Here is a 19448-nt window from a genome sequence, read left to right on the forward strand (position 1 = left end):
TCCTATTCTGGAATTTGTTGGGTAATACAGTGAATATTTCCACCACCTAATAGAATATCTCGTGCTGGAATTCCGACAGCTTTACGGTCTGGGAAACACTGACTCAGAATATCCAAGGCTACTTGGTCGTTTACATCTTGAAATTGTGGCACTAAGATAGACTTATTGGCGATGTAAAAGTTCACATAGGAAGCTGCTAGACGTTCCCCAGCATAGCGCTCCTCTTCTCCTTCTTCATAAGTGAAGCCCGGCAAATCTTCTTCTGTAACGACTTGATGACGAGCTGGAATCGGGAGTTTATGAATAGTGAAACTCCGGCCTTTTGCATCAGTTTCCTTCTCTAAAAGAGCTAAATCAACTGCAGACATAGCATACTGGGGATCGTCTTGGTCATCCGTCCAAGCTAAAACAAGCTCTGCAGGACCAACAAAGGCTGCCACATTATCGACGTGTTCATTTGTCTCATCCTGATAAATACCATAAGGCAACCAGATAACTTTTTCGGCACCAAGGCTTTCTAGTAAGGTCTTTTCAATCTCCTCTTTAGTCAGGTGAGGATTGCGTCCCGGACTGAGCAAGCAACTTTCTGTAACAAGAATAGTTCCTTGACCGTCACTGTGAATAGCTCCACCTTCCAGTACAAAAGGTTTGGCATCATAAACAGGCATTTCCAACGTCTCAGCAAAGCGACTGGCTACTTGGTTATCTGCTTCATAGTCTTGGTAAAGACCGTCAACAGCACCACCCCATGCATTGAAAGACCAATCTACCGCCAACTTTTCCCTTTGATCATTGAGGAGAATGGTCGGTCCAGTATCACGAGCCCAGGCATCATTTGTCGGGATATCTAGATAAAGGACCTTGTCTCCTAGATAGGATTGCGCTTCAGATAGATAGTCCTCCTCAACCAAAAGGTAGACTGTTTCCCCCTGAGCAATAGTTTTGATAATCTGGCTAAAAGCTTTTTTTGCAGCCTTTCCTTGAAAAGGCCAAGATCCGGGTCGAGTCGGCCATATCATGAGAGTTCCATGATGGGGTTCATATTCTGCTGGCATACGATAGCCTAATTTCTTTGGACTGTCCATCATGATAATCTCTCCTTAAAGTCTTGGTAGCCAAAATCTTTGACTAGACTGCACTCACCCTCTTTATCCATGAGATACAAGCTTGGAAGCCCAATGCCGTTAAAGGTATTATTTTTGACAAAGGAGTAGATTGCCATATCCTCAAAGTAAAGTCTATCTCCAATCTCAACAGGATTCTCAAAACTATAGTCTCCAATGATATCACCTGTTAGACAGGTATTGGAAGAAAGTCTATAAGTGTGTGCTTTTTCTTGTGCTTCAAAACTATCTCTCAACGGTGGACGATAAGGCATCTCAAGAACATCTGGCATATGACAACTTGCTGAAGCATCTAGCACTAAGGTCTCAATCCCATTTTCCACGATATCTAAGACTTCAGTCGCCAAATATCCAGCATTCAGTGCAATGGCTTCTCCTGGTTCGATATAGACGTCAAGCTTATAAGTTTCTCGGATACGCTTGATTTCAGAAATTAACAAATCTACATCATAGCCATCTCTTGTAACGTGATGGCCACCACCCATATTGAGCCATTTAACTTGGTGCAAATAAGCTCCAAACTGCTCTTCTACTGCCTTCAAAGTTGTCTGTAAATCATCAGCTCCTTGCTCACAAAGAGTATGAAAATGAAGTCCGTCAACCAATTCCAATAAATCACTTGGTATCTTATCCAAAGTTACACCAAAACGAGAACCAGGTGCGCAAGGGTCATAGAGCGCGTGTTCTCCTTGGGTTGAACATTGAGGATTGATACGCAAACCGACACTGATACCAGCCTCACGACAACGAGGCCCATGTTTACGTAATTGTCTCTCAGAGTTAAAAACGATATGGTCTGTTATCTCAAGCAATTCCTCCAAGTCCGCATTCTTGAAAGCTGGCGCAAATACATGGACTTCCCCTGGAAACTCTTCTCTAGCTAACATCGCTTCATAGAGTCCACTGGCTGTCGTACCTGATAGATACTGGCTAATCAAAGGATAGGTTTTATAGAGAGAATAAGCCTTTTGAGCTAGCAAAACTTTACAACCAGCTTTTTCCTTAACCTCTTGTAGAATGCTACAATTTTCTTCTAGTTTTGCTAAGTCGATAATGTAAGAAGGTGTTGGTACTTGTTCTAACTTCATTAGTCCACCATTTGTGGATTTTCAACCACAACCCAAGGCAAACCATACTCATTCAAAGCTTCCATAAATGGATCTGGATCCAACTCTTCAAGGTTATAAACTCCTGGTTGTTTCCAAGTGCCATCCATCACTAATTTTGTCCCAATCATAGCAGGAACACCTGTTGTGTAAGAAATGGCTTGTGAACCAACCTCTGCGTAGCATTCCTGATGGTCGCAAACATTGTAAATGTAGATTGTCTTTTCAACGCCATCTTTGACACCTGTAAAGATACAGCCGATATTGGTTTTTCCAACAGTGCGTGGGCCAAGGCTGGCAGGATCTGGAAGCAAGGCTTTCAAGAATTGAATTGGAACGATTTCTTGTCCGTTAAAATTAATAGCATCTGTACGAAGGAGACCAACGTTTTCCAAGCATTTCATATGTGTAAGATAAGATTGACCAAAAGTCATAAAGAAACGAATGCGTTTAACGCCTGGAATGTTTTTGGCCAATGATTCAATTTCTTCATGGTGAAGAAGATACATATCTTTTTGTCCAACTTGAGGGAAATAATACTCACGCTTGATAGACATAGCTTCGACTTCTACCCATTTTCCATCTTCCCAGTAAGAACCTGGCGCAGAAACCTCACGTAGGTTTATTTCTGGGTTGAAGTTTGTCGCAAATGGATAACCGTGGTCACCACCATTACAGTCTAAAATGTCGATATAGTGGATTTCATCAAAGTAGTGTTTGAGTGCGTATGCTGAAAAGACACTAGTCACACCTGGGTCAAAACCAGACCCAAGCAGAGCTGTCAAGCCAGCTTCTTTAAATTTGTCTTGGTAAGCCCATTGCCATGAGTAGTCAAAGTAAGCTGTAAAACCCAGATCCTTGCAACGCTTCTCATAAATAGCACGCCATTCAGGATCTTCTGTATCCTCAGCCTCATAGTTGGCAGTATCGATATAGTGCACACCTGTTGCCAAACAAGCATCCATAATGGTCAAGTCTTGATAAGGTAGAGCTACGTTCAAAACAGCTTCTGGTTTGTAACTCTCAATCAAGGCAATCACTTCTTCTACCTTGTCGGCATCAAGAGCAGCTGTTTCAATCTTAGTATTTGTTTTACCTTCTAATTTTGCCTTCAAGTCATCACATTTTGACTTTGTACGGCTAGCAATCATAATCTCTTTAAAAGTTTCGCTATCTTGGCAAATCTTTGAAATAGCAACTTGGGCAACGCCCCCACATCCAATAACTAATAAACGACTCATTTTTTTCCTTCCTCTTCTTCTAAAATGTCTTCTACATACTTAGGCAACATAAAGGCACCAATGTGTAGGTTTGCAGTATAGTATTCAGTAAATAACTGGCGTTTTTTCCAGCCTTCCTTGTCAAAATCTTTGACAGGGTGATATTTTTTCGATGCAAATCCAAACAACCAATAGCCAGCAGGACTAGTTGGGATATGTGCCTGATAAACCCGACTGATTGGAAAGGCTTGATTGACCTTGCGGTGCATGCTTCGGCAAGCTGACTCATCTTCGTCAAAGAAAGGACTACCATGCTGATAGATCATGATTCCGTCTTCTTTGAGAGCCCTATAACTATTGCCGTAAAATTCCTTGGTAAAGAGCCCTTCTGTATGACCAAATGGATCTGTCGCATCGTTGATGATGATGTCGTAATCATCTTCACAATTTCTCAAAAATCTCAGTCCATTTTGGTAGTAAATGGTAACACGAGGATCATCAAGGCCAGCAGCAAAATCTGGAAAGTATTCTCGACAAACCTCAACCAGCATCTCATCTGGTTCCACGATATCGATTTGTTCCAATTCTGGATAGAGTGTTAAAACTTGTGCAACACCACCATCACCACCCCCAATAACCAAAACTTTCTTTGGATTTGGATGGACAGCCATAGGAACGTGGACGGTCATTTCGTTGTAGACGAAATCATCCGCATCAGAGAATAAAACATGGCCATTTAAAATTAATACTTTCCCAAAAGCTGGGGTGTCAAGAACCTCGATATCCTGCCATTCACTTTGCCCCGAATACAGCTGTTTGGCTGTTCTCATCGTTAATTTCACATCTGGAGTATGAACTTCAGAAAACCATAAATCCATCTAGTTCTCCTTTCTTTCAATGACATTAATATGATTGACCTCTGGATCTTCAGTACCTTGTAGGGAACAACCGCGTTCCTTGGCGAATTGAATATAATAGACAATTTCTCGTGTAATGCGTTCACCTGGAGCTAAGATTGGAATTCCTGGAGGATAGCACATGACAAATTCCCCACAGACCTGGCCAACAGACTCGTCTAATGTTAAGCTTCTTCTCTCTGCATAGAAAGCTTCTTGTGGAGACAGCACTAACTCGGGCTGAATATATTCTCCAGCTATTAAGTCCTTCCCATCTCGTGAGTAAAGTCTCTTGATATCAGCTAAAGCCCCTACCAAGCGTTCAATGTCTTGGATACGGTCACCAATCGAAATATAGGCCAAGATATTCCCAATATCACCAAACTCGATCTGAATGTCATATTCATCCCGCAAGAGATCATAAACCTCAATCCCTGTGAGACCAATTCCCTGAGTGTAGACGGACAACTTGGTGACATCAAAATCACAAACGGACACACCGTCTACTAATTCTTTTGAGTAGGCATAGTAACCACCGATGGCATTGATTTCACGACGAGCGTACTCAGATAGCTCAATGACTTTCTCAAAGGACTCTTTTCCACGCAGGGCTAGGTTTCTACGAGAAACATCGAGACTAGCCATCAACAAGTAAGAGGCAGATGTAGACTGGGTCAAATTAATAATTTGACGTACGTACTCAGAATTCATCTGATCGCCAACTAAAAGAAGAGAACTTTGAGTCAAGCTACCACCGGACTTATGCATAGATACAGCTGACATATCTGCTCCTGCATCCATAGCAGACAGAGGAAGTTTATCTGTAAAGTGTAGATGAGCACCGTGAGCCTCATCTACTAAGACTTTCATTCCTGCGGCGTGAGCCATCTCTGTTAATCCCTTAAGGTCTGAACAAATTCCATAGTAGGTTGGATTGTTTATCAGGATAGCCTTAGCATCTGGATGCTCCTTAATTGCCTGGGCAACACGGTCATTTTCAAGTCCTAATGCGATGCCGATTTTGGGATCTACACTCATCTCGATATAGATGGGAATGGCACCACATAGAACCAGTGCATTGATAGCAGATTTGTGGACATTACGCGGCAAAATAATCTTATCTCCTGCCTTGCAGGTGGAAAGAATCATGGTTTGAACAGATGAGGTTGTTCCCCCAATCATGAGAAAGGCATGCGCTGCACCAAAAGCATCCGCTGCTAGTTCCTCTGCGTCTCGAATAATCGAAATGGGATGACCTAAATTATCTAAGGGTTTCATAGAATTGACATCAATGCCAACACATTTTTCTCCCAACAATTCAACAAGTTCTGGATTTCCCCGTCCACGCTTGTGACCTGGTACATCGAAAGGTACAATTCTTTTCTTTCGTAACTTGACCAGTCCCTCATAAATTGGAGCTTGGTTTTGATTTAACATTATAAAGACATACTCCTTTACCATAGTTTTACACCTTAACCATGTAAGGTGCTAAAGGATACTTATGAAAAAAGAGCAGGTTGGCACCTGCTCTACAATCTACTGACGTGTTTATGTTTGTTTCTTTTGAGTATGTCTGTTCCTGATGTTTCCTAACTCTCTAGTAGCAAATATTACGTACTTTATTGATCGTTTCACAAGATGACGTGTGCTTTCACCACACTAACAAATGTATACGAATTAGAACGAATGTTCTAACATCAACTTATAAAAGTAGGCTTTTAACCCTATCAATAATGTGGCTTTCTCAACCACGCTTCGGCATTCAACCCTGCCTGTCCGTAGGCATTTTTTACTCGGGTTTATATTTGCTAGAAAACATCTTCTCATTTTCTAAGCTTCATTACTATATCATGTTTTCACAAATTTGTAAAGCATTTTTAGGAAACTTTATAAATAGTTTTATTTTTTTGTTCGTATTTTTACTATATCTAAAAAATGAAAACTATTTCAAGTTTGCCTTTGAATAATAAAATAGGAACTAAGTTTGATAGTTCCTATTCTTTGTATGATGATTAAAAGATGATAAAAGTATACTATGGCACAATGCACCTGTTTTCATACTCTAAAATTAAATTAGAGATTAGTCGTTAAAATTTCAAAGAAACATATGTTTATGTAATTGTACCATTAAAATTTAATCCGCATCAACCCAAATATGGTATTTTTGACAGTGGAGGCATCTGAAAAGGTAGCCGCAAAGAGAGCCATCCTTAACCAAGTATTCTTCAATATCTTGATATTCTCCACGCTCTTCATAGTCTGCCAAGACTTGCTCAGCGATTCCCATATCCATCAATTCTTGTGTGCCAACTGTACCCAAGTAAGCACAATAATCTTGGCAGCAAGAAAGCCAATTTTCTCCCTGCCAACTAGAGTATCCAGGGGTCTGGCAAAAAAGAAGCTTATCTTTTTCTGGATCCAATTCACCCTGCCCCTCAGCATCTTGAACAAATTCTGCATCGAATTTCTTGGCTGCTCGACCATTTGCAATGCAAGTTGGGCAGAGATGTTCTATCTCTTCAATACTATAGGGTCTAAGAGCATAATAAACATTGCTTTCCTTCCCACAAGATGGACAAACCTTGGCTTCTCCTTCAACAAATGAACCTGTCGCTAGAGGATCTGGATGATAGATAAAATGCGGTAAAGATTTTGATAACTCCTGTCTCTTACTCTCTTCTTTTTCCGTCAGAGGACGAGGAAGGGCGAAGCGATCTCCATGGCTTTGACTCATCTCTTCTAAGCGAGCTAACTTTTTAATTTGTTTACGATCCGGTTTAGTGATTATTTTTGTAAATAAATCATAGGCACTTGCGTAGAGCCCTAATTGCTCATAGAGATCTACTAAGACTTTCTTCGCTTCCAAATCATCTAACTTAGCTAATTCATTAACCAAACCATAAAGAGCTGCGACACTTGCTTGATTGCCCTCTTGGGCTATGTATTGTTTCTTTAAAGAAATGTATTTTTGTAAATATTGATTCATCTGATTACCTCCCGAACACAAATCTAACTGTAGAATTTTTTCTTTTAATTTAAATTTTCTTACTCCCCATCCTCAGTCACTTCCCAAACTTCAGCTTGGTAAGGTTCTCCTTCACTATCGTATTTATTGGTATACCCAATAAATCGTTCATTTTTTCTTGGTCTCTTCTGGTTTCCCTTGATAACCTAAACAGCCCATACTCCAATTAGGTATAAAACTATCAAACCTAATATTGTATCCATATTGTTCACTTCCTTTAAGATTGGACCCATTTATCATTATCCATAATAAAGGGTTTCGCTAAACCTTCACCCGTATAGTTTTCGTATTTTGTATCTAAATATTTGTAACAATCTTCCTTGGTCGCAAATTTAATAGCTTGATAAGGCTCCTCAAAGGTTAATTTTTCAACAAAGAGATAGCCATCCTCACTTGGTACCAGGATGCCGACATGACCGATAAAGAGAGATTGTCCATCTAAATCATCATGGACTACTAGGGAGAGCATTCGAGCATTTTCATTAAACTTAAATTGAGAAAGGAACTGTTCCATCTTTTCAGCATGAACCTTGACATCTGTCGTTGCTTCAGTCTTAACTCTTGAGAATAAAATATCAAAAGCATCCTTGTCTTCCGCACCAAAGATTTTTCCTTTGTCAATGGCATCATTATCGACAAACAAGAGAGAATCATCTTTCTCTAATTTAGGAATTTCTATAGAATTTTTCAATAAACAATAACTGTTAATGCGACAGTTGGTCCCAACAAAATCACCTTTCTTAGGTGTCCAAAGATTGCTTATCTTCTCAACATCATAGTCTGTTTTGGTAAATGTAGAAAAATCCCCAGTGAGCCCAACTGAACCTACAGTAGCGTTATAATCATTTACAAGGTTGAAAAATGCATCCACACTGTCTTTATGCAAATGTGCAACCAAGGCTTTTCGAACTTCTTCTTCACTAGGTTTACTGTTCAAATTGCTATAAGTGGCTTTCCAGGAAACCTGATTGGACAGTGATTGACTGGCTGAGGTTTCAGTAGTACCATCAGATGTCTTTTGAGTTTGACTACATGCCATTAAGCTTAAAAGAAGCATGAAGTAAAGGCCAATAGATGCTAATTTTTTTATTTTCATAGGGTATCCTTTGTTAAAGTTTAAAAATCTTATTCTTTCGGTTGAGAATAGACTTCTATATGCTGCCCTAGTACCTTGATTTCTACTGGAAGCTCATCTGATTTGTCGCCGTCAACATCCGTTTCTAATGCAGCATCTGAAGAAATTTTTATATGACGAGCTTTTATATACTCGATATTATCATTTACGACAACATCACCTTTAAATAAATCAGGAATCACTGACAATTTAGTGAGAATTGAGGCATCTTTTAAGATCAAAATGTTAGCATAACCATCCTTATCTTCATCAAAGATTTTTTTATCAGCGAAATAATTGGTAAGGAGAACCAAGACATGACTGGCTGGGCCAATGTAATTTCCATTTTCTGTCTCAACTCTAATGTTAAATGCTTGATCCGTTACGACAGACTTCATGGTATTAATCGCATAGGCGAACATGCCAAACTTCGTTTTATCTTCTATCCCAACGTTATGGATGGCTTCTGGCAGTGAACCAATACTAAAGATATATCCAAAATAATTTCCGTTAGATTTGCCAATGTCGATCTTATTCGTAGAACTAAAATCAAGCTCGTCAATAGCTCCATCAATATCCTGATTAATCTCTAATAGCTTTGTGATGAGGTTTCCAGTTCCTCCTGGGATAATCGCAAGTTTAGGTATGTAGTCTTTTTCAGCAATACCTGAGATGACTTCATTGACAGTTCCATCTCCACCAAAAACAAGAACAGCATCATATCGCTCACGAGAAGCTTCTTCTGCAAAGTTTGTGGCGTCTTGCGCTTTCTCCGTAATTTTAATCTCCACATCTTCAAAATAGTCTCTAGCTTTATTCTCCAGTTTCACTTTATAATCTAAGGCTTTTTCGCCACCAGAGGTTGGATTAATAATCACCATTATTTTATTCATTTATAATTCTCCTGTCATTAGATTTTCATACTTTAACTAACCATCTCAAGTTTGGTCCATATAAATTTTGACCGCTTGGCATTCCTGCTCTTTAGCATAGGCAAACACCTCTGAAGCTCTAATGTAATCAAAGATATTTTCCTCTAAATCTTCATCCCAGATTGATTCATGAAATATTTCATTCTCTTGACATACTTCATAGAAAATATCGAGGTGAACCTGATAAAACTCTTCATCTTCATTTGGGGCTTGCCTTACCAACGATAGTTGAAACATTGGCTTATCAGATATAGTTGTAAACGTCCCTGTTTCAAATAAAATCATCTCATCCTCAATAGGCTCACGGCACAAGTCTTCAAAGATTGCTACCATTTCCTCTAAGGGCATCTTATCGGTGATTCTTTCTCTTAAAAATTCAAGTGATCGTTTCATATTTTTTCTCTTTCTAGATAAATAATCGTTCTTGTAAAAAACTTTTTTAAAATAAAATACCTACATCTTATATTATACTACATAAACAGAAAAAAAGACTGACAAGACGGTTTTCACCTTGGCTTCAGTCTAGTTTTTTTATAATCGGACTTGCCTCTGTAAGGACGTCTATCCCAAAATTAATTCCCTGTACTTGATAATGATAGATGGGGTCAGTATAAAACTTTTGAAGTCTTTTTTTGAGGTGACTATCTATCATTTCAAGTAAAATCCCATCTGATAAATGAGGAAATTCTGGTCCACTAAGTAAATCTTCTTCGAGCAAATTCAGGTCCCACCCCTCATCGATAGATCTGCAGAAAAGAATCTTACCAAAATCTATACAGTATTTTAGCTTTTGATTCTTTAAACCTTCGATTTAAGGAGAAATATCTATTTTCATGATAGATATTTCTCCTTAAGAAGCTAGATATTGCTAGATGTTTCTCTTTACCGCTCAATCCGTCTACTCAAGCAGTGGCATACACTCACAAAGAAGTCGGTTGACTATTGCATCTCTTCCATCGCTTCTTTTACATATCCCTCTACATCTTCAATCTCTACGAACATTGGATCTAAATGACATAAGAAGTGCCAGTCTTCGGAGCCTTTTTTTCTATAGAGAATTGCTTCGCCGTCTTCACTTCCCAAAAAGCTTCTATCGACTTCGTACCCTTTGCTTTCTAAGAAGGCTTTTACCTTGCGGAAGTTTGCTTCTCTAGCTTCGACATAAGCTTTCGCTTCATCGTTGTTAACGACATACGCGTCGATTTTTGTAGCGCCTTCGATTACTTTATCGTTTTTAACGGATAGATTTGAAATTTCTTTCCAAATAATGTCCACATTTTCCTCAGGGTCAAACGAAAATCTAGATAAAGGGACAATGTTTCCATTATAGACAATCTCCATATAATCCGGCAGATTTTTTGGATTAACATACTCCACTTCAAACCCATCTTCGTTTTCTAGAGTATACCCAGGGATTTTAGCTACAAAGGCTTTTCCCTCCTCTAAAGAATCAAAAGCAACTAAATCCTTTTGATAATCACCTTGATACAATTCCAATATATACATCATTAATCCTTCCAATATTTGAAAAACCAACCGAGATTTAAGCAACTTACAACCTAATTATCTATCCTAAGTATTCACATGTATTAAATAACAATGATAAATAAGTATAGTTTAGCCAGGATCTACATCTATAGAAGTTATTTTGTAACCATCCTCTTGGTATAAAAATTCTAATTGTAGGGTTAGATCTACTAATTCAGAATCGGAGGTCATCTGATATTCAACAGCAAAGCCAGTTTGATCATTGAATTCATAAACTTGTAGTTGAGAATACTCATAATTCGGATGGAAATTACATTCTACACCATATTCATCAATTTTATCAAAATCATTTAATTGTAAAGAGTCGTCAATGTATTCAAGTAACTCTTTTACATCATCAACTTCTAAACCATCAATACAATCCATAATATCACTATAGTTATTTAGATGAATTGCTCTTAAAATCTTTTTAAGTACTTCAATTACTTTTTCTTCATTTTGGCATTTTTCTTTGTACTCAAAATCATCGAATATTCCCATGATAATACTTCCTTTTCTAAAATTTAAAATGTTGTTTCCTTACTAATTCTATTAATAGCCAATATAGTATAAATTAAATAACCAATAGAAATAACATAGCATCCAGTCTTACAACTTACTACTTTTCATTTGATAATTTACAAATGTTTTTCCAGCCACTCGATCTTTTTAAAATCCTTATTGTTATTTTGTTCATTTCTATAGGAGTCTTGAGAAGAAGCTTTGTAAATACTTAGATACTGCTCCAGACTTGGAAGACGAAAAGTGATGCCTTCAATGTGAATAAGCTCTATATCCGATTCCGAAACTCCTGCAAAATCGAGTAAGGAATCGATACTTCCAAATTCAACACACTCTCTATCCTTTTGGAATTCATGCTCATGAATATCTATTAAGACGTAGCCTAAGTCTTTCATCACTTTCATTATCTTGTCCCAGTCATAAATTCTGAGATGGTCAGGTGCTTCCCAACCTCTAGGGTCACCAGGTACATGAATGTCAATGTCAGACGGCCCCCAATTTTCTTTCGTTCTAAACTCCAATCCCAAAGAACCCATCAGTGTCGGTGTAATTCCGACTCGATTTAAATGGAAACAAATGGTTTTAAATTCTTCAAATAAGAGACTCATGTTTACTCTAAACCTTTCATATAAATCTTCGTTATCTCTTCTTTATTACCTTGAACAAAATCATCTTCAGTTTCTAGAGTATATCCAGTTATTTTGGATATAAATTCTTTTCCTTCTTTTAAGGAACCAAATGCGACTAAATCTTTATAAGAAGGATTTTGATATAATTTCAACATATACATCTCTAGTCCTTCGGATTTTGAACGATTATCCACATTTCACTAACAAACTTACACACTCAACATGTGCTTATATCTAGCTTTTCCTTCTATAAATTGACTCAAGTTAAATTTCGGGTATTAGAGAATTGAAATATTCTCTTTCTAATCTATAACTATACCTATTCTGTTCGAGTTTCAGCTAAATATATTCCCCATTCAGCTAATTCTTCAGGCAAGTCATAAACAGTTTTTCCATTACTTTCATAGATTTCAGAGATTCCTGGTGAGGTCTTAGAAAAAGTTTTCCAAGCTGTCACTAGTTCTTCTACAAATTGAATATTATGAGATTCAAAAAAGTCATTAAATTTCGATAGTTCTTTACTATAAATTGTCACAACATTATAGCTATCAAGCATGATCTCATCATGACTTTTATGCCCACCAAATCCAAACTTACTTAATCCATCATTAACAAGTAAATCACCGTATCTAATCAACAGTGCTAGGCATTCTTCTCTTGAACAACCATCAATATAATAAACATCCTTATGGGATTCCTTGATAATATTATTTGCTATCACTTTTTCTCTATCAATACTGACAGGCAGTTCCAAAATAAAAAACAAAGGCTCGTCATGAATCACAATAAAGTGTTGAAAAACCTCTAATATTTTTTCTGCGTGTACATTCGCCATCAAATGATGTTCAGTTAACTTTGTAAATGATTCAAACAGGTTTTCTACCAAGTTAACTCGGTGACCTTTTACTAAATTCAACATTATGCGCCTCCAGAAAATTTAAACAATACTCACATCTATAATCTCATTATACCATTATACCATTAAACCCCTGAAAAGACTGCAACTTCACAGTCACAGTTTCTTATCTGAAAGCTAATTCATTCGTCTATAAAATGTGATGAGGACTATATTCAACTAATTCAATTACTTTTTTTCAACAGGGAATAGTATCTCCTGATTACTGTTATATAACTTTTGAATAGATAGAATACTTCTCCTTTATGTTTATTAATTTATGTGTTTGTACGGATGAACGTATTTTATCATAAAAATTTTCATAGTAACAATTTCTAAAGAAAGTTAAGATAGATCAGACTTTAATTCCATAGAACCATCTCAGATTGAGTTAGTTATCATAAAACAGAGTGGGGCTTTTCTATTCTCATTAACTCTTTGTCAATGGAAATTAAAATGTCCCCACAGAGGAAACAAAAATAGATTTTGATTATTTCTAGTTATTACTTCTTCTCACCTCAAAAAATTTCTCACTCTAATACTTCCCACCTAAACGACAAAAAGCCTTGCAATCAAGGCTTTTCATTATCCCTTTCGTTACAAGATTTTTACTCTTTTATAAGTAATCCTCTACACACTCGACATGTGGTAATATTCTGCTTTTATACTAATAAACAAAAGGCAATAAAAATCATTTTAAAATGATACTGTAGAACGGAAAGTTGATCACTTCTTCCAAAAGAAACATCATCCATTCTATAATTTAAAATCCTTTTCCTTACTAATTCTATTACTAGCCAATATAGTATAAATTAAATAACCAATAAAAATGATAATAAAAATAACATAGCAGCCAGTCTTACAACTTACTACTTTTCATATGATAATTTACAAATGTTTTGCCAGCCACTCAATCTTTTTAAAATCCTTATTGTTATTGTGATCATTTCGATAGGAGTCTTGAGAAGAAGCTTTGTAAATACTTAGATATTGCTCTATACTTGGAAGACGAAAAGTGATGCCTTCAATGTGAATAAGCTCTATATCCGATTCCGAAACTCCTGCAAAATCAGGTAAGGAATCGATACTTCCAAATTCAACACTCACTCTATCCTTTTGGAATTCATGCTCATGAATATCTATTAAGGCATAACCTAAGTGATTCATCACTTTCATTATCTTGTCCCAGTCATAAATTCTGAGATGTTCAGGTGCTTCCCAACCTCTAGGGTCACCAGGCACATGAATGTCAATGTCAGACGGCTCCCAATTTTCTTTCGTTCTAAACTCCAATCCCAAAGACCCCATCAGTGTTGGTGTAATTCCAACTCGATTTAAATGGAAACAAATGGTTTTAAATTCTTCAAATAAGAGACTCATGTTTACTCTAAACCTTTCATCTAAATGTTCGTTATTTCTACTTTATTACCTTGAACAAAATCATATTCGTTTTCTAGAGTATATCCAGGGATTTGAGCAGCAAAGGCTTTCCCCTCTTCTAAAGAATCAAAAGCGACTAAATCTTTCTGATAAACACCTTGATACAATTCCAATAGATACTTCTTTAAACCTTTCAGTATTTGATAAACTATCCGAGATTTTAAGCGATATACAATTTAATTATCTATCCTAAGTATATAACAAACGTAATTAAGTATAGTTTAGCCAGGATCTACGTCTATAGAAGTTATTTTGTAATCATCCTCATTATATAAAAACTCTAATTGTAGGGTTAAATCTACTAATTCAGAATTGGAGGTCATCTGATATTCAACAGCAAAGCCAGTTTGATCATTAAATTCATAAACTTGTAGCTGAGAATACTCATAATTCGGATGGAAATTACATTCTACACCATATTCATCAATTTTATCAAAATCATTTAATTGTAAAGAATCGTCAATGTATTCAAGTAACTCTCTTACATCATCAACTTCTGAACCATCAACACAATCCATAATATCTCTATAATTATTGAGATGAATTGCTCTTAAAATCTTTTTAAGTACTTCAATTACTTTTTCTTCATTTTGGTAGTTTTCTTTGTACTCAAAATCATCGAATATTCCCATGATAATAGTTCCTTTTCTAAAATTTAAAATATTTTTTTCTTACTAATTCTATTATTAGCCAATATAGTATAAATTAAATAACCAACAAAAATGATAATAAAAATAACATTAATTTTTAACACAAAATAAAGGTTTAACAAATTTGCGAACGCATGAAAGAATATACAGTATCCCACAGATTTCGTTTGACGGTAAAGAACTCCTAAAACAAAACTTAAAAATAATGTATATATAAAAAATAAAATAAAAGGAAATCCTTGATGACTTTCTCCAACTATAAACCATAAAGGCAGATGCCAAATTCCCCAGATTGAACCTACAATCAAATTAGATTGCCAATAATTATATTTTTTATCAAGTAACGGTTGTAGTATGCCTCTCCATCCTAATTCTTCATGTCCACCACCAAAAAAAATTAGTTGAATAAAGAATAATGGCATCAGATAAAGTGATACTCCGTTTAATTCTAAGGAAGATACAGAAAATAGTATCAAAATTGCTAACATATGAATAATGAAATAGATACTACTATTTTCTCTCTTATTAAATAAAAAATGTTTAAATTTTATATTATTCCTTTTCAAATAAAACCCACTTGCAATAGCTGGTCCGAGTGCACCTATTATTTGTAATATTCTTCCTATAAAAGTTTCTAATCCAAAAATATTAGATTGTGTAAATATGGCAAGAAGCCCCCAAGCTATATAAGTAATTCCAAATGTAGAACAAAGATAATTTTTTAAATCCTTTTTGTCAATTTCTGTCATTTTATCTTCCTTAGCTTGATTATTTTATGAATAATATTTTTTCTGCTTCTAAGTTGCACTCGATTTATAACTAACTATATTCTATCACAAAAATGCAAAAAAAGCCTTACAATCAAGGCTTTTTTTAGCCTCTTTCGTTACAAGGTTTTTACGGTTTTACAAGCAAAGATACACACTCGACGGTTCGCTCTTACCGAATTGTTTCGTCGTAAACTTAATTACTATTGGAACACCACTCATGATTCATCACCTATAAATAATTTTAATTCTTTAATGAAATATTCTTCATTTCCAATTATTGTTTCATCTTCTGAGGGATCTTTAACAGTAAATACACCAAACTTTTGAACTAAGTCATCGATTCCATACATAAAATCAACATTTACTTTATTCTGAGGGATACGTTCCTTCGCTGGGTAAATCAAACCTGCACCTATGAATTTATCTCCATATTGCAAATGATAATAATAAGAATATCCATGAAGTTGTCTGATGTCTTCGTTGTCAACATCACGTCCATTAAATTCCATATTTTTAAATTTGGCATCTAATACTACAATTTCTCCAGTCAATCTATGACGTAATACAAAATCCGGATAGTTATTTTTCGCATAAAATGTTTGCTCATAAAAACGCAATTCTTCTTGTGCCTCGACTTCCCAATCATGAAGGTGAATTTTCATCAAATTATATATATACATCTCCCACAAGAATGAGGCATCTACTAAATACCCACTTACGCTATTAGATTTGTTTGTATTTCCATCATTAAACTCTCTCAGATTTAATATGTACTGAGCATATTGAAGTGGCTTCTTGTAATTTGCATATAAACTATTTTTCAGAATCTTATCTTTTAAAATACTATTAACAGTATACTTTGATGGTCTTCGTCCAGAAAAACTTTCAGCCAAATAATTTCTTACACTCAAAATATCAGGTAGCACAGCTTGTTCAACGTTACACTCTTTAATAGCACAATATAAAATATCAATAATATTTTGTGCATTTTCTCTTTCAGGATATCTGAAACTAATTTTTTTGTCTGATGATACTAAGTCATTAGTTATATAACGTTCAATATCAATATTCCCTCGAATGCTATAATCTCTGTCCTTTTTATACACATATTTTTTAGGGAGATTCGTTCCTGCAACTTTTCGAAGAGATACTAAAAATAAATATTGAACAATTAGAGAATATACTCCACTACTGTCACTACTTGTTTCGGATGAATCGATATCGACATAAATCCCACAACAAAAATTTATTATTCTCCGAAAAAACAAATCAGAGCATTGGGTTTTTATTTCTAATTTATCTTTTCCAACATTAACAATACCTGTATACAGACCCGCCATTATTGCGAAGTCATCACCATTTTGATTTATACGATAAATTAACTGTGGCTTTTCTTCTTTATCGCTATCGCGTTTATGTGCATGATACTCAGAAAATGAAATTAATTTTAATCCATTATCTTTATCAAACACTTCTGTCGTCATTTCTTTTATTGCAATCTTTTTACAAGCATTATTAACTAAACGTTCTCTATCCTCATCACTTTTTGCTCCTTTTACTACTGACAGCCCTACAACAGTATCGTGAGCATATTTAAAACTCCCAATTAATTCCGTGTTTACTTTGGTCACTAACTTTTCAACTTTTGCCATAGTTAAATACCAAACTCATTTTGAGCTTTTTTCACATAATCATCTACTTCACTTTCATCTGCTACTTGTCGTATGTATTCCTGTAGCGTACCAAGAATGAAATTTTCAAAAACGATATTTTTAGCAGTTTTTGTTATCCTTTTCTGATTTGATACATTTAATATTTTTAAGAAAAATGCATGCCCTATCTCATAACTTCTGCCTAAGCCCATTCCTTTGTTACATATATAGTCATTTAACTTTTTGCACGACTCGATATAATCGGAAACAGTCTCTTCATTAAATCCCTTCTCAATCAATAAATCTTCTATGATTTCATAATTGCAGAACATAGAAACCCATTTAAATCTTCTTCTTAAGGCGAGATCAAACGGATCAATACTTCTATCAACATCATTCATTATTCCAACAAAATGAATATTAAATGGAATTCCAAAGAACGCTCTATCATTAATATTTTTATAAATAAGCTCATCATTATTATCAACTGTTTCTATCACTCTTGATAAAGCGGTAGAAACTAAACTAGAAGATGGCTCTGTATATTCTCCAGAAAAATCATAATCTCTATATTCTAGTAAAGTAAATGTTTCTCCGAAGATATTAGACAAGTTACCCCGATTTATTTCATCAACAACATAAAAATATTGTGGCCAGTTTTCATAAGTTATGTTTTTTTCAACATCTGTTTTACGCCCCTCATAATGCTCCGAATAATACTTTTCATTTTCTTTTTTTACTCTAATACAAAAGTCTTTAAAAGTACCGTTAATTACCTTTAGATCTAAATTTCCTCCAACAATACCTACCGGTTTGATTCCTTCTATAAAATCTTGGTACGTATACGATGGATGAAACTGAGTAAATAAAGAATCTTTATATAATGTACTGTTTATTGACTGAAGCTTTTTAATTCCATTTGATACGCTATACGTCTTCCCTGTACCTGGAGCACCATTAAATATTATGTTGTTTGAATTAATATCAGAAAGTTCTTTTACATTATATGAGGTATCTGTGAGGAACCATAAAAATTCGGTCAGCTTTATATGAGCCAATAAATCTGATGACTCACCAATTTCAGCCCATATCTTCGCTCGGGAATATATATGGTTATTTAGTTGAAGCACTGTCTCGCATTCATTTGTATCAACATCAAGAATTTCTGCAATACTATATAAACTTTCATCTCTATAAATCCATGTTAACTCATATTTATAGTTTGAGGTTTCTAGCATTGACATTAATACTGATATTTTTCTAAGCAGCTGTTTCCCAGAAAATTTTATATATTCATCGCTCTTTTCAATCTCATATATTTCTTCAAGAGAAGCTGCATGTATCAGCTTCATTATTAACTTAGATATATTTGAGTTATAATCATTTTCTATCTTACTAATATCATCAAAAAACTTGTCCTTTTTCTGATAACCATCGTAAAATCCACCTTTTGAATGCTTATAAATCATATAACCATTTGAAGATAGCCCTGGTCTAGCATGTCCGAATAGTTTTTCTTGATGTTCCAAATAGCTAGGCAGATATGTTTTATCATTTTCATTTTGTTTGATCCATTTATCTATAGGAAATTCTTCGATATCTCCGAGCTCATCCACATATTTTTTCCAGTAAGTTAAATTCTTTTGATAATCCGCTATTTGAAATTGGTCATCAAATTTATCATATAATTCTTTAAATATTTCTTGTTTCATAAAATTCTATTTCCTTTCCTTAGAATGTCAATCTCATCTGCCAGTGCTCCCTAATCCACCTTTGCGCGTGCTAAGATAAACAGTTCTTTTTGTTTTTCCTTCGTAAGCATATTGATGCGATCCATTCCCTCTATACTATCTTCTGCAAGCACCATTTCTATATTCTTTGTCAGTGTTTGAAGAACTGAATTAGAATAGTGTCAACTCCCAGTTATTGACCAGTTCTTGCAGTGA

The 19448-nt window shown here is 35.4% G+C and carries 20 protein-coding genes; all 20 read right to left on the reverse strand.

Annotated elements, in window-relative coordinates; genetic code table 11:
- Positions 1-2: 2 nt before the first annotated feature.
- On the reverse strand, positions 3-1088 hold the full coding sequence (gene aguA, locus NGI26_RS03915; RefSeq protein ID WP_251936260.1) for an agmatine deiminase: 1086 nt from the start codon (positions 1086-1088) through the stop codon (positions 3-5).
- Entirely contained in the window at positions 1085-2212 is a 1128-nt protein-coding gene (gene nspC, locus NGI26_RS03920; RefSeq protein WP_251936262.1) for a carboxynorspermidine decarboxylase, read from the reverse strand. The genes aguA and nspC overlap by 4 nt, the downstream gene beginning before the upstream one ends.
- Positions 2212-3471, reverse strand: a complete 1260-nt coding sequence (locus NGI26_RS03925) for a saccharopine dehydrogenase family protein (RefSeq protein ID WP_251936264.1) — start codon at positions 3469-3471, stop codon at positions 2212-2214. The genes nspC and NGI26_RS03925 overlap by 1 nt, the downstream gene beginning before the upstream one ends.
- Positions 3468-4328 carry a polyamine aminopropyltransferase gene (gene speE, locus NGI26_RS03930; RefSeq protein WP_251936267.1) on the reverse strand — a complete coding sequence of 287 codons (861 nt, stop codon included), beginning with the start codon at positions 4326-4328 and terminating at the stop codon, positions 3468-3470. The genes NGI26_RS03925 and speE overlap by 4 nt, the downstream gene beginning before the upstream one ends.
- A complete protein-coding gene (locus NGI26_RS03935) occupies positions 4329-5783 on the reverse strand; it encodes an aminotransferase class I/II-fold pyridoxal phosphate-dependent enzyme (protein WP_251937178.1) in 1455 nt (484 codons plus the stop codon).
- A gap of 697 nt (positions 5784-6480) precedes the next feature.
- Positions 6481-7332 (reverse strand): CbrC family protein, encoded by an 852-nt coding sequence (locus NGI26_RS03940; RefSeq protein ID WP_251936270.1) that lies wholly within the window; start codon positions 7330-7332, stop codon positions 6481-6483.
- 256 nt (positions 7333-7588) lie between these two features.
- Complete coding sequence (locus NGI26_RS03950; protein ID WP_251936274.1) at positions 7589-8467, reverse strand: DUF4300 family protein; 879 nt, start codon at positions 8465-8467, stop codon at positions 7589-7591.
- Positions 8468-8496: 29 nt separating this feature from the next.
- Positions 8497-9378, reverse strand: a complete 882-nt coding sequence (locus tag NGI26_RS03955; RefSeq protein ID WP_251936279.1) for a diacylglycerol/lipid kinase family protein — start codon at positions 9376-9378, stop codon at positions 8497-8499.
- Between the two features lie 45 nt (positions 9379-9423).
- Entirely contained in the window at positions 9424-9810 is a 387-nt protein-coding gene (locus NGI26_RS03960) for a hypothetical protein (RefSeq protein WP_251936282.1), read from the reverse strand.
- Positions 9811-10356: 546 nt separating this feature from the next.
- Positions 10357-10923 carry a hypothetical protein gene (locus NGI26_RS03965; RefSeq protein WP_251937181.1) on the reverse strand — a complete coding sequence of 189 codons (567 nt, stop codon included), beginning with the start codon at positions 10921-10923 and terminating at the stop codon, positions 10357-10359.
- Positions 10924-11034: 111 nt separating this feature from the next.
- On the reverse strand, positions 11035-11445 hold the full coding sequence (locus NGI26_RS03970) for a DUF7668 domain-containing protein (RefSeq protein ID WP_251936285.1): 411 nt from the start codon (positions 11443-11445) through the stop codon (positions 11035-11037).
- A 137-nt stretch (positions 11446-11582) separates the two neighbouring features.
- A complete protein-coding gene (locus NGI26_RS03975) occupies positions 11583-12074 on the reverse strand; it encodes a phosphoribosylanthranilate isomerase (RefSeq protein ID WP_251936288.1) in 492 nt (163 codons plus the stop codon).
- 2 nt (positions 12075-12076) lie between these two features.
- Positions 12077-12250, reverse strand: coding sequence for a hypothetical protein (locus tag NGI26_RS03980; RefSeq protein WP_251936291.1), 174 nt, complete (start codon positions 12248-12250; stop codon positions 12077-12079).
- Positions 12251-12414: 164 nt separating this feature from the next.
- Positions 12415-13014: a hypothetical protein gene (locus NGI26_RS03985; protein WP_251936294.1), complete on the reverse strand. Its 600-nt coding sequence runs from the start codon at positions 13012-13014 to the stop codon at positions 12415-12417.
- Positions 13015-13878: 864 nt separating this feature from the next.
- A complete protein-coding gene (locus NGI26_RS03995; RefSeq protein WP_251936297.1) occupies positions 13879-14370 on the reverse strand; it encodes a phosphoribosylanthranilate isomerase in 492 nt (163 codons plus the stop codon).
- 20 nt (positions 14371-14390) lie between these two features.
- A complete protein-coding gene (locus NGI26_RS04000) occupies positions 14391-14543 on the reverse strand; it encodes a hypothetical protein (RefSeq protein ID WP_251936300.1) in 153 nt (50 codons plus the stop codon).
- A 108-nt stretch (positions 14544-14651) separates the two neighbouring features.
- Positions 14652-15062, reverse strand: coding sequence for a DUF7668 domain-containing protein (locus NGI26_RS04005; protein WP_251936303.1), 411 nt, complete (start codon positions 15060-15062; stop codon positions 14652-14654).
- Positions 15063-15085: 23 nt separating this feature from the next.
- The gene (locus NGI26_RS04010) at positions 15086-15829 is read right to left on the reverse strand and encodes a CPBP family intramembrane glutamic endopeptidase (RefSeq protein ID WP_251936307.1); all 744 of its coding nucleotides are present in this window, start codon (positions 15827-15829) and stop codon (positions 15086-15088) included.
- A 236-nt stretch (positions 15830-16065) separates the two neighbouring features.
- Complete coding sequence (locus NGI26_RS04015; protein ID WP_251936310.1) at positions 16066-17502, reverse strand: 5-methylcytosine restriction system specificity protein McrC; 1437 nt, start codon at positions 17500-17502, stop codon at positions 16066-16068.
- A gap of 2 nt (positions 17503-17504) precedes the next feature.
- The gene (locus tag NGI26_RS04020; RefSeq protein ID WP_251936313.1) at positions 17505-19214 is read right to left on the reverse strand and encodes an AAA family ATPase; all 1710 of its coding nucleotides are present in this window, start codon (positions 19212-19214) and stop codon (positions 17505-17507) included.
- Positions 19215-19448 lie beyond the last annotated feature (234 nt).

Source organism: Streptococcus sp. Marseille-Q0941 (assembly GCF_943736975.1).
In the GTDB taxonomy this organism is placed as follows: domain Bacteria; phylum Bacillota; class Bacilli; order Lactobacillales; family Streptococcaceae; genus Streptococcus.

What these genes read in the sequence shown, in the direction of transcription:
- aguA (WP_251936260.1), bottom strand. Translation starts at nt 1,088, where the DNA reads ATGATGGACAGTCCAAAGAAATTAGGCTATCGTATGCCAGCAGAATAT.
- nspC (WP_251936262.1), bottom strand. Translation starts at nt 2,212, where the DNA reads ATGAAGTTAGAACAAGTACCAACACCTTCTTACATTATCGACTTAGCA.
- NGI26_RS03925 (WP_251936264.1), bottom strand. Translation starts at nt 3,471, where the DNA reads ATGAGTCGTTTATTAGTTATTGGATGTGGGGGCGTTGCCCAAGTTGCT.
- speE (WP_251936267.1), bottom strand. Translation starts at nt 4,328, where the DNA reads ATGGATTTATGGTTTTCTGAAGTTCATACTCCAGATGTGAAATTAACG.
- NGI26_RS03935 (WP_251937178.1), bottom strand. Translation starts at nt 5,783, where the DNA reads ATGTTAAATCAAAACCAAGCTCCAATTTATGAGGGACTGGTCAAGTTA.
- NGI26_RS03940 (WP_251936270.1), bottom strand. Translation starts at nt 7,332, where the DNA reads ATGAATCAATATTTACAAAAATACATTTCTTTAAAGAAACAATACATA.
- NGI26_RS03950 (WP_251936274.1), bottom strand. Translation starts at nt 8,467, where the DNA reads ATGAAAATAAAAAAATTAGCATCTATTGGCCTTTACTTCATGCTTCTT.
- NGI26_RS03955 (WP_251936279.1), bottom strand. Translation starts at nt 9,378, where the DNA reads ATGAATAAAATAATGGTGATTATTAATCCAACCTCTGGTGGCGAAAAA.
- NGI26_RS03960 (WP_251936282.1), bottom strand. Translation starts at nt 9,810, where the DNA reads ATGAAACGATCACTTGAATTTTTAAGAGAAAGAATCACCGATAAGATG.
- NGI26_RS03965 (WP_251937181.1), bottom strand. Translation starts at nt 10,923, where the DNA reads ATGTATATATTGGAATTGTATCAAGGTGATTATCAAAAGGATTTAGTT.
- NGI26_RS03970 (WP_251936285.1), bottom strand. Translation starts at nt 11,445, where the DNA reads ATGGGAATATTCGATGATTTTGAGTACAAAGAAAAATGCCAAAATGAA.
- NGI26_RS03975 (WP_251936288.1), bottom strand. Translation starts at nt 12,074, where the DNA reads ATGAGTCTCTTATTTGAAGAATTTAAAACCATTTGTTTCCATTTAAAT.
- NGI26_RS03980 (WP_251936291.1), bottom strand. Translation starts at nt 12,250, where the DNA reads ATGTTGAAATTATATCAAAATCCTTCTTATAAAGATTTAGTCGCATTT.
- NGI26_RS03985 (WP_251936294.1), bottom strand. Translation starts at nt 13,014, where the DNA reads ATGTTGAATTTAGTAAAAGGTCACCGAGTTAACTTGGTAGAAAACCTG.
- NGI26_RS03995 (WP_251936297.1), bottom strand. Translation starts at nt 14,370, where the DNA reads ATGAGTCTCTTATTTGAAGAATTTAAAACCATTTGTTTCCATTTAAAT.
- NGI26_RS04005 (WP_251936303.1), bottom strand. Translation starts at nt 15,062, where the DNA reads ATGGGAATATTCGATGATTTTGAGTACAAAGAAAACTACCAAAATGAA.
- NGI26_RS04010 (WP_251936307.1), bottom strand. Translation starts at nt 15,829, where the DNA reads ATGACAGAAATTGACAAAAAGGATTTAAAAAATTATCTTTGTTCTACA.
- NGI26_RS04015 (WP_251936310.1), bottom strand. Translation starts at nt 17,502, where the DNA reads ATGGCAAAAGTTGAAAAGTTAGTGACCAAAGTAAACACGGAATTAATT.
- NGI26_RS04020 (WP_251936313.1), bottom strand. Translation starts at nt 19,214, where the DNA reads ATGAAACAAGAAATATTTAAAGAATTATATGATAAATTTGATGACCAA.